Annotated in this window: 10 protein-coding genes and 3 pseudogenes; 7 read left to right on the top strand and 6 right to left on the bottom strand. The window is 69.5% G+C overall.

Annotation, left to right across the window (positions count from 1 at the left end; genetic code table 11):
• Nucleotides 1-44 precede the first annotated feature (44 nt).
• Both rsgA and ACWD6R_RS31895 read left to right on the top strand, forming a co-directional pair.
• Entirely contained in the window at nt 45-1,217 is a 1,173-nt protein-coding gene (gene rsgA / locus ACWD6R_RS31890; RefSeq protein ID WP_451821880.1) for a ribosome small subunit-dependent GTPase A, read from the top strand.
• 73 nt (nt 1,218-1,290) lie between these two features.
• Nucleotides 1,291-2,685, top strand: a complete 1,395-nt coding sequence (locus ACWD6R_RS31895; RefSeq protein WP_451821892.1) for a DNA-3-methyladenine glycosylase 2 family protein — start codon at nt 1,291-1,293, stop codon at nt 2,683-2,685.
• 208 nt (nt 2,686-2,893) lie between these two features.
• Here the strand turns inward: ACWD6R_RS31895 and ACWD6R_RS31900 are convergent, their stop codons facing one another.
• On the bottom strand, nt 2,894-3,397 hold the full coding sequence (locus tag ACWD6R_RS31900) for a hypothetical protein (RefSeq protein WP_451821881.1): 504 nt from the start codon (nt 3,395-3,397) through the stop codon (nt 2,894-2,896).
• 692 nt (nt 3,398-4,089) lie between these two features.
• Nucleotides 4,090-4,587, bottom strand: coding sequence for an ATP-binding cassette domain-containing protein (locus ACWD6R_RS31905; protein ID WP_451821882.1), 498 nt, complete (start codon nt 4,585-4,587; stop codon nt 4,090-4,092).
• Nucleotides 4,588-5,046: 459 nt separating this feature from the next.
• Here ACWD6R_RS31905 and ACWD6R_RS31910 point away from each other — a divergent pair, with 459 nt between their 5' ends.
• The 4 genes and pseudogenes from ACWD6R_RS31910 to ACWD6R_RS31925 all read left to right on the top strand — a co-directional run bounded on the left by ACWD6R_RS31910 (nt 5,047) and on the right by ACWD6R_RS31925 (nt 6,685).
• The gene (locus ACWD6R_RS31910) at nt 5,047-5,214 is read left to right on the top strand and encodes a hypothetical protein (RefSeq protein ID WP_451821883.1); all 168 of its coding nucleotides are present in this window, start codon (nt 5,047-5,049) and stop codon (nt 5,212-5,214) included.
• 141 nt (nt 5,215-5,355) lie between these two features.
• A complete protein-coding gene (locus tag ACWD6R_RS31915; RefSeq protein ID WP_451821884.1) occupies nt 5,356-5,847 on the top strand; it encodes an N-acetyltransferase family protein in 492 nt (163 codons plus the stop codon).
• Nucleotides 5,848-5,990: 143 nt separating this feature from the next.
• Nucleotides 5,991-6,143: pseudogene (locus ACWD6R_RS31920) on the top strand (condensation domain-containing protein); the annotation flags it as partial.
• Nucleotides 6,140-6,685, top strand: coding sequence for a GNAT family N-acetyltransferase (locus ACWD6R_RS31925; protein ID WP_451821885.1), 546 nt, complete (start codon nt 6,140-6,142; stop codon nt 6,683-6,685). The pseudogene ACWD6R_RS31920 and the gene ACWD6R_RS31925, both read left to right, overlap by 4 nt.
• Nucleotides 6,686-6,709: 24 nt before the next feature.
• Here ACWD6R_RS31925 and ACWD6R_RS31930 read toward each other — a convergent pair.
• Nucleotides 6,710-7,075: pseudogene (locus ACWD6R_RS31930) on the bottom strand (transposase); the annotation flags it as partial.
• On the opposite strand from ACWD6R_RS31930, the gene ACWD6R_RS31935 reads away from it, so the two are divergent.
• On the top strand, nt 7,050-7,304 hold the full coding sequence (locus ACWD6R_RS31935) for a DUF6221 family protein (RefSeq protein ID WP_451821886.1): 255 nt from the start codon (nt 7,050-7,052) through the stop codon (nt 7,302-7,304). The pseudogene ACWD6R_RS31930 and the gene ACWD6R_RS31935 sit on opposite strands and share 26 nt — an antisense overlap.
• Before the next feature lie 286 nt (nt 7,305-7,590).
• On the opposite strand, the pseudogene ACWD6R_RS31940 reads toward ACWD6R_RS31935, so the two are convergent.
• The 3 genes and pseudogenes from ACWD6R_RS31940 to ACWD6R_RS31950 all read right to left on the bottom strand — a co-directional run.
• Nucleotides 7,591-7,974: pseudogene (locus tag ACWD6R_RS31940) on the bottom strand (glycosyl hydrolase family 95 catalytic domain-containing protein); the annotation flags it as partial.
• Nucleotides 7,975-8,295: 321 nt separating this feature from the next.
• Nucleotides 8,296-8,778: a DUF456 domain-containing protein gene (locus ACWD6R_RS31945; RefSeq protein WP_451821887.1), complete on the bottom strand. Its 483-nt coding sequence runs from the start codon at nt 8,776-8,778 to the stop codon at nt 8,296-8,298.
• A gap of 119 nt (nt 8,779-8,897) precedes the next feature.
• Nucleotides 8,898-9,251, bottom strand: a 354-nt coding sequence (locus ACWD6R_RS31950) for a helix-turn-helix domain-containing protein (protein ID WP_451821888.1), incomplete at its 5' end; no start/stop codon positions are given.

A 9,251-nucleotide genomic window follows, 5' to 3' on the forward strand; every position in this document is an offset into this window, starting at 1 on the left:
CGCCCGTGTGCGCGTCGCCGGGGCCACCCTTCGAAGGGTTTCCCTTGTCTTTCTCCTCACTTTCCCCGCTCTCCTCCCTCGTCGGCCCGTCCGCGTCGCATCCGCTCGCGCCGTACGGCTGGGACGCCGGCTGGGCCGCCGAGTTCGCTCCCCACGCCGAACAGGGGCTGCTGCCCGGACGGGTGGTGCGGGTGGACCGCGGTCAGTGCGATGTCGTCACACCCGTCGGCACCGTGCGTGCCGACACCGCGTTCGTGGTGCCGCGCGACCCGATGCGGGTCATCTGCACGGGCGACTGGGTCGCCGTCGACCCCGATGGCGATCCGCAGTTCGTACGGACGCTGCTGCCGCGGCGTACCGCCTTCGTGCGCTCGACGTCGTCGAAGCGCTCCGAGGGACAGGTGCTCGCCACCAACGTCGACCACATCGCGATCTGTGTCTCGCTCGCCGTGGAGCTCGACCTGGGGCGGGTGGAACGCTTTCTGGCGCTCGCCATGTCCAGCTCCAGCGGTGACGCGCTGCTGCGGGACGGGGCGTCCGCGCAGGACGGCGCCGCCCAGCCGCTGGTGGTGCTGACCAAGGCGGACCTGGTGCCGGACTCCGCCACGCTGGCGTACCTCGTCCAGGACATCGAGAACGTCGCCCCCGGTGTGCAGGTACTGCCCGTCAGCTCCACCACCGGCGAAGGGCTCGATGTGCTCGGCGCCATCGTCTCCGGCGGTACGAGTGTGCTGCTCGGGGTCTCCGGCGCGGGCAAGTCCACGCTCGCCAACGCCCTGCTCGGCGACGACGTGATGACTGTGCAGGCAGCCCGTGACGTCGACGGCAAGGGCCGGCACACCACCACGACCCGCAACCTGCTGGTCCTGCCCTCCGGGGGCGTCCTCATCGACACCCCCGGGCTGCGCGGGGTCGGTCTCTGGGACGCGGAGGCCGGTGTGGGGCAGCTGTTCTCGGACGTGGAGGACCTGGCCCGGGAGTGCCGCTTCCACGACTGCAGCCATGAGTCCGAGCCCGGCTGCGCGGTGCTCGCGGCCATCGAGGACGGTGCGCTGCCCGAGCGGCGCCTCGACAGCTACCGCAAGCTGCTCCGCGAGAACCAGCGCATCGTCGCCAAGACCGATGCCCGGGTACGGTCCGAGATCCGCCGCGACTGGAAGCGCAAGGGGGCCGAGGGCCGGGCGGCCATGGACGCGAAGCGGGGCCGGCTGCGGTAGCGCGCGGGGAGCCGGGTCCACGTCCGAAAACCGCGAGTGCGCCACTGGGGGGTGGCGCACACTGGACGGCGTGATGGACGAACAGACCAGGTACGAGGCGGTGAGCAGCCGCGACGCGCGTTTCGACGGGGAGTTCTTCTTCGCCGTCGAGACCACCGGCATCTACTGCCGACCGAGCTGCCCCGCCGTCACCCCCAAGCGGAAGAACGTCCGCTTCTACCCGACCGCGGCCGCCGCCCAGGGCCACGGCTTCCGGGCCTGCAGACGATGCCGCCCGGACGCCGTCCCGGGGTCCGCGGAATGGGACGTACGCGCCGATGTCGTCGGCCGCGCCATGCGGATGATCGGCGACGGCGTGGTCGACCGGGAGGGCGTTCCCGGTCTCGCCCACCGGCTCGGCTACAGCTCGCGCCAGGTGCAGCGGCAGCTCAACGCCGAGCTGGGCGCCGGACCCGTCGCCCTCGCCCGTGCCCAGCGTGCGCACACCGCACGGGTGCTGCTCCAGACGACCGGGCTGCCCGTCACCGAGATCGCGTTCGCGTCGGGCTTCGCCAGCGTGCGCCAGTTCAACGACACGATCCGGCAGATCTACGCCCGTACGCCGAGCGCACTGCGGGCCGAGGCCGGGACCGGGCTGGGCGCGGCGGCACGGGAGGCGCGCACGACCGGGGTCCCGCTCCGGCTCGCCCACCGAGGGCCGTACGCCGCCCGGGAGGTCTTCGGTCTGCTGGCCGGTGAGACGGTCGCCCGGATCGAGGAGATCAGCGGCGAGCCCGGCGCCCGTACCTACCGGCGTACTCTGCGGCTGCCGTACGGGACGGGCATCGTGGCCGTCGACGAGCGGTCCGCGGGGGCGTGGCTGGACGCCCGGATCCACCTCACCGATCTGCGCGACCTGACGACGGCGGTGCAGCGGCTGCGGCGCCTCTTCGACCTGGACGCCGATCCGTACGCCGTCGACGAGCGGCTCGGCGCCGACCCGCTGCTGGCACCGCGCGTCGCCGCCCGCCCGGGGCTGCGGTCGCCGGGGGCGGCGGACCCGGAGGAGTTCGCGGTACGGACGCTGGTGGGCCGGGACGCGACGGAGCGGCTCGTGGAGACGTACGGGAAGGTTCTGGACGTGCCCTGCGGAGGGCTGACGCATGTGTTCCCTGAGCCGGGAGTGCTGGCAGGAGAGGCGGAGGCTCCGGCGCTGCGGGCGCTGGCGTCCGCGCTGGCGGACGGGGACGCACGGCTCGACGCCGGGGCGGACCGCGAGGAGGCCGAGCGTGCGCTGCTGCGGCTGCCGGGGATCGGACCGGCGGCCGCGGCGCTGATCAGGATGCGGGCGCTCGGTGACCCCGATGTGGATCCGGACGGGCGCCCCGAGGCGGAGCGCTGGCGGCCCTGGCGTTCGTACGCCGTGCGCCACCTGGAGCAGCCGCCCCTGCCCGGCCGTATCCGAGGATCGGAGGCGGGCTCCCGATGATTGTCAGTGCACGGTCGTACGATCCGGCCCGTGGCAATCGAACTGAGCTTGTTCGCGCAGGACACGAGTGGCCGTTCCTGACTGAGGAGGGTGACCACCGGGCTGGTTGCGTATATTCGGAAGGGGCGGCCGAAACCAGCTGCAATGGTTTCGGCCGCCCCTGTGTCACAAGACCCCTCGGGGCGGGGTCAGATCGCCTCCGTGGGGTCTACGCCTGGAGGGCCTTCCAGAAGGTGACATTGCTGCTGCCGCGGTTCGAGTAGGCGTTGGTGTCGACGTCGAACCGCGCGCCGCCGGCGGAGCTAGTGTCGTTCGTTTCCAGGAAGCCGCCCCGTCCGTGGTAGGTGCTCCACAGCTGGACGGTGTCGTTGAAGCGGACAGCGCCGTCCTGGGGGGATGCGGACAGGTCGAAGATCTGCCAGCGGCTGCTGTTCTCGTCACGGTCCTTGCCCCAGGCCGTGCTCACGTCGAAGAGACCGCCGTAGGTCTTCTGCGTGGGGGTGGCCTGGCCGTTGACGTCCAGGTAGCCGCCGTTGCCCTGGTAGAGGTTGCGCAGGTAGATCACATCCCCGCTCAGCACGATGTCGCCGGCCTTCTTGCACGCTCCGGAGACGAGCTCCCAGGTGCCGGTCCCCTCACCGCGATTGGAGACCGTGGCGGTGGAGACCGCGTACTTGGCCCCCGCGAGGCTGGAGCCTCCGTTGACGTCCAAGTAGCCCCCGCCGTGTGCGGGTCCTGCATGACAGCCGGGCCGCGTCCGCGATCATTTCGGCCCGGCGTTACAGATGGTGACGGCAGGAGCGGGCAACACGCCCGGCCGGAATCGGAAAGCGCACGGAGTGGTGATTTCCGTGACGATGATGTTTCGTGGCCGGGAAGGGGAATCACTGGCATGGGGAGCTGATGGGAGCTCGTGAGTGTGTGCGCGATCACGCGGCTTGCGTGAGAGGGGGGCGGCGAGGCAGGCAGGGGGAGGCTGAGCAGCAGGAGAACGGCCTTGGGGTTCCGGAGCCCGACGGCCTCGGGGCCGGTACGCCGTGGACCGCGTCCGTGCCCGCGGCGTAGAGCAGATATTCGTGGACGAGCCGGAGGCCTGCGCTCCAGGTCGGCAGGCGGTTGTGCGGTAGGGCGCAACCGGTGCCGGGCCCGAACTTCCGTAACCCGGCACCGGACCAACAGGGACAACCCGAACCGTCACTCGCGACTGAGCTTCCTGGGGTCCACGGACGTCACGCCGGTGACGTCCAGCAACCAGAGGGCGAGCACCGTTCCTTGGCAGTGAGCGGAAGTGAGTCCGCGCACTGACGCGCCCCGAACGGTCTTGGGCGCACTGGTCGTCCGCTTTCACCTCCGGGCGGCGACACGGATCCTGTCCGTGGTCCGGTCCCGGAAGGGCGGAGTCCCTCACGACCTGGCCAGATGGGTGCGGTCAGTGGCGACGGGGAGCAGCACCCTTCTGCGCATACCGCCGGACAGCGCGTCGACCCGGTCGTTCGCGCGGTCCGTGAGGCGTACGGCATCGAGCGCCCTGTCCACCGCGCGGGCGTACTCGGACGCGGGGAGTGACCCGAACCGGGCAAAGATGTCCAGATTCTGGCGAACTGTCACCTCTACGTCCAGGTTGTCGTGCTGCGGCACCGTGCCGATGAGGGAGCGCACTCGGCGCGATTCCTTCGGCAGGTGGTGGCCGAAGACCTCCACCGTTCCGGTGTCGCCGCGACTCTGCCCGGTGAGCATGTGCATCGTCGTGGATTTTCCCGCACCGTTCGGCCCGAGCAGGCCGAGGAATTGCCCTTCCGGAATTTTGAGTTCCAGGCCGTTGACAGCGGCGGTGGAGCCGTATTTCTTGACTGCGCCACGAATGCGGACGGCGGGGACGTTCGCCCCTGGATTCCTCTTCATGAATGGTGAACCCAAGCGTGGGACTGAGAGCCTCAGGTCGCGCCGGGCCCGTCCATCTAACCTCAAGGGCAGCCCCGGGGGAAGGCCTTTTTCCCAGGTGGCAAGTGCTGATATGTTGCCGGAACGATCAAGTCCTCGGGGCTGGTTGGCCGGTTCACGGGGGAGTTGTATGAGGGCGCGAATATCCGCATTGTTTGCTGTCGCATCGTTGTGTCTGATCGCAATCTTCTGCGGCTACGCAGTGTCTGTGACTCCATGACCGGTCACTGCGGAGGCTTCAAAAGGGATATTTTCTGCCCTTCGCGCAAAGGAGCACATCAAGGAAATCGCGCGCACCCCGCACCCCTCGGGCTCGCGGCTGCGGACCAGGTACGCGCGTACATCAGTGCCCGCTTGACGGCGCTGGAAGGCGCCCCTGCGGACACGGGGGCGCTGGACGGCGGCGTGAACCTTGAGCGCATGGCATCCGCATGGAAATGGGGACTGGTCTTCGTCGCCCCGCCTGCCGAGGGGTTCACGGTGACCCTGACCGTCCGCGGTACCGGGCCGGTGCGACTGATGGCCATGACCGAGGACACCGGACTGCCCGGTACCGCGCTGGACCCCTCCCGGCGGACCGCAGCATGATCGCGGACGAAGGCGGATTCTCGCTGGCGAGCCGGCCCTACACATTTTGATCTGCACAATCCACATCCACGTGATCCGCGTCGCCCCGGCCGAAAGGGCATTCGGGCCGTCGCGCCCCTGACCCGTACGAGGAGACATCCCATGACACAGGACGAGACGGCCCGACGGAGCACCGTGCGGCTGCGCGAAGCCGGCATCCAGGACGCAGGCGCCATCACCGACGTCTTCCTGGCATCGCGCGCGGCAGCCATGCCCTACCTGCCGCGCATCCACAGTGACGAGGACACCCTCGCCTTCTTCACCCATGTCGTGCTGCCCGGCAGTCGTGTGTGGGTCGCCGAGGGCGAAGGGGGGATCGTGGGCTTCGCCGCTCTCGACGGGACCGTTCTGGACCATCTCTACCTGCGTCCCGACGTACGGCGCAGGGGAATCGGCTCGACCCTGCTCGACGCAGTCCGTGAGGCCAGTCACAAGGAACTCACGCTCCATGTCTTCCAGCGCAACTCCGAGGCCCGTGCCTTCTACGAGAAGCACGGTTTCACCGCGGTCGACTTCAACGACGGCAGCCGCAACGAGGAGAGCGAGCCGGACGCCACGTACCGGTGGACCTCCGAAGGAGGACCGACGCCGTAGGCGTCCGAACCGTCACTGACACCCATTTCACGGCACGTCGCCGTCGGCGGCCGGCTCAGCAGCCGGCCCGGCGGGCACTGGGAAGGTAGACACATGCTGGGCGAAACCGGCGTACCGAGCGGGACGCCGCTCTTCAGGGCGGCGACGCGTCGTACAACATGCCCGTGGCACTGAGACTCACAGGCCCCGTCGACGCCGATGCCCTGCGGGCCGCGCTCAGCGATGTGATCGAGCGTCACCCGGTGCTGCGCACAGATATGCGGGGTCGGTCGTGTTGTGCTTTCATGCTTCGGTGAATCGACAGGGTGTTCCTACGGCCGACGAAACTTCGACCTGCCGCATCCGGCGGCGCGACGCGTCTGATCTCGATGAGTGCGTCGACGTGCTTGCCGAGGTCCATGACGGTGACGGCTATCCGGCGAACTGGCCTGACCGCCCCAGCGAGTGGCTGATGCAGCCTTCCCTGTTCGCGGCCTGGGTGGCGGAACTGAACGGACACGTAGTCGGTCACATCGGTCTGTCCCGCAGCGGGGCGGGAGATATGGCACCTGCCTTGTGGAGCCGCCGCGAGGGTGTGTCCGTCGAGGACACCGCTGTGATCAGCCGCTTGTTCGTCTCACCCTCCGCTCGTGGCCACGGGATCGGCGCTCTGCTGATGGCGCAGGCCGTGCAGAACGCCCAAAAGCGTGCTCTGCATCCGGTCCTCGACGTCCTGGCCTCCGACACGTCGGCCGCAGCCTTGTACGAACGCCTGGGCTGGAACTTGCTGGCCACCGTCGATCAGCAGTGGAGTCCGACCCAGACGGTGACTGTGCATTGCTATGCCGCGCCTGCGTGACCACCCGGATCACGACACGCCACGTCACAACCATTCGTTGATGGCAGCGACCAGCACCGTCACTTCGTACCGAACAGCGAGCTTGTCGTACCGAGTGGCCACGGCACGGTGGCGCTTGAGGCGATTGATCCCGCACTCGAACGCGTGGCGCTCACGGTAGTCGGCCTTATCGAACTTCGGCGGCCGACCGCCGCGGAAGCCGAGCTTCTTACGGTTGCGGATCTGGTCCTTCTTTTCCGGAATCGTGCAGCGGATCCCGCGCCGGCGCAGGTAGGCGCGGTTCTTCCGGGAGCCGTACGCCTTGTCGGCGCGGACCTTGTCAGGGCGCTTGCGCGGGCGTCCCAGGCCGATGCGGGGCACTCGGATGTACAAGACTGGCGCGGGCGACCACCACGCTGCCCACATCGCCCGCCATGACCCGGCCCGCGTCCTGCACGAAATCAAAGCCAAGCGGGGCCTACTCAAGCGGTACGCCGAGCCAGAGGCGAGCGACGGGCTGTCGGACTCCTTCAACAAGTTCACAGCCAGCATGGAACGCACTGTCCTCACCGAGGTGTTCCGCCACCTGTCCCTCGCCTACGCCAACCACCCCGACTACCGCGACAACTGGCGGCCATAATCCCGTTGTCAGTCCCGGCCCGTAGCGTGGATGGCATCTATCCGCGCTTCATGGCTGCGGCGCTGCTAGGACCGAGGCCCCGCCCCAAATCCCCCGAGGGCGGGGCCTCACCCCTGCGCAGCACCTCACCCCCTGGCCGGTTCAACCCCTGCCGGAAGCAGGGCTTTTGGCGGTTCAATGGCTTCACAGGTCGTGGACTGGCGGGGAGCGGCTGCTCGTCGGCGGGCGGGAGCTGCGCGGCCGGGGGCTGCTTGGGGAGCGGCGGCAGCACCGGGGCCTGCTCGACGCGTTCGACGACGGGGGCGTCGGCCTCGCTGGTCAGCCGGACCCAGCGGGTGCGGCCTTCCTCCCGTACCGCGCTGAGCAGGAACGCGCCCTGGGTGCGGAAGTCATGGACGGTCAGCTCCCGCCAGGCGGCGGGCAGTGCGGGGAAGACCCTGATCGTGCCGCCCCAGGACTGGCACACCATGTCGTGCAGCGACTGGGCCGCGGAGAGCGGGGTCTCGATGACCGGGCCCGACTCCTTGTACATGGTGTTCGCCTGGATGAACCGGCTCATCAGCTGACCGAGGTACTTCAGCGCGTCCTCGCCCTTGCCGAGGAGGGCCGACATCGAGGCGGCGCCGGTGAAGGTGTCGCCCTGCAGGGCGCCCTCGAAGGGGACGGGGTGGTGGCCGGCGCGGCCGCCTGGGCGGTGACGGCTGCGCCCTCACCATCAGCGCGCCGCCGAGCGCGGTACCGGTGGCGAGAACAGTTCTTCGGGAAGGGGACGGCGACGAGGGGGCGGTCCCGGGCGTGCGGGAAGGATCCGGTGCAGTGGGCAAGGCGTCTCCTGGCGACTCGTACGCAGGCGCATCAATTCATCCGAGCTATTCCTTCACGGAAGGTAAGTAAGGGGTGACTGGGCGTCAATGGTCCGGGAGAGATCCGATGTGTTTCTGTCTATCTGGACAGAATCCAAGCTGGTGGTCACGGGGAAGGGGTCGGGCGGTCAGCCCCAGAGCACCGCTCCCAGCCACGCCCCCGTCACCAGCAGGCACGCGAACAACTCGACGAGCACGGAGTAGCCGGTGGCCCGCATCACCGAACGGAGCGAGGTCCGCGCCGCTCCGCCGCTGCCGAGCCGCAGGCGTTCCGCGCCGTAGATCGCCCCGATGTATCCCAGGATCCCGCCCACCACGGGCACCACGAAAAAGCCCACGATCCCGGCGATCCCGCCCAGCATCAGCGTCCTGCGCGGCGCCCCGGCCTCGTGCGGGCGGCGCGGCCGCAGCAGCGGTTTCAGTGCCTGGTTCAGCAACAGGAGTGCGGTGGCGCCGATCAGCACGCCCCAGGCGACCGGGCTCCTGTCGGTGAGCGCCCACCACAGCACGGCGGCCCAGACGATCGCCTGGCCGGGCACCCCGGGCACCAGCACGCCGACCAGGCCGAGCAGCATGACCAGGCCAACGGCGATGAGCTGCCACACACCCATCTCACCAGCCTGCCGGAGTCCGGCCGGTTCCGCCCGTCAGCAAGGCTCGCGGCGGACGCCGTCGACGCAGCTCAGAGGCGTGATGAGGCGGTCCCGAAGCCGTGGCGGACCCGTCTTGCTCAGGCCCGCGGCGTGCGGGCCACCCAGCCCCGTTCGTACGCGTGCCAGCCCAGCTGCAGCCGTGTCGACACCCCGGTCAGTTCCATCAGGCCCTTCACACGCCGCTGTACGGTCCGCAGTCCCAGCTCCAGCTGTTTCGCCACGCTCGCGTCCGTCAGGCCGGCCAGCAGCAGCGACAGAATCTCCAGATCGGTCGGATCGGGGCCCACGGAGTCCTCGTGAGCCCAGCCGCTCTCGCCCAGCCGCAACGGCATGGCCTCGCGCCACACCGCCTCGAAGAGCCCCATCAGCGACTCCAACAGCCCGGAGGCATGGACGACCAACGCCGCGGGCTCGGCACCCCGGCTGGTCAG

This window comes from Streptomyces sp. NPDC005151, from assembly GCF_053599875.1.

What these genes read in the sequence shown, in the direction of transcription:
- ACWD6R_RS31895 (WP_451821892.1), top strand. Translation starts at nt 1,291, where the DNA reads ATGGACGAACAGACCAGGTACGAGGCGGTGAGCAGCCGCGACGCGCGT.
- ACWD6R_RS31915 (WP_451821884.1), top strand. Translation starts at nt 5,356, where the DNA reads ATGACACAGGACGAGACGGCCCGACGGAGCACCGTGCGGCTGCGCGAA.
- ACWD6R_RS31945 (WP_451821887.1), bottom strand. Translation starts at nt 8,778, where the DNA reads ATGGGTGTGTGGCAGCTCATCGCCGTTGGCCTGGTCATGCTGCTCGGC.
- ACWD6R_RS31935 (WP_451821886.1), top strand. Translation starts at nt 7,050, where the DNA reads ATGTACAAGACTGGCGCGGGCGACCACCACGCTGCCCACATCGCCCGC.
- ACWD6R_RS31910 (WP_451821883.1), top strand. Translation starts at nt 5,047, where the DNA reads ATGGCATCCGCATGGAAATGGGGACTGGTCTTCGTCGCCCCGCCTGCC.
- ACWD6R_RS31905 (WP_451821882.1), bottom strand. Translation starts at nt 4,587, where the DNA reads ATGAAGAGGAATCCAGGGGCGAACGTCCCCGCCGTCCGCATTCGTGGC.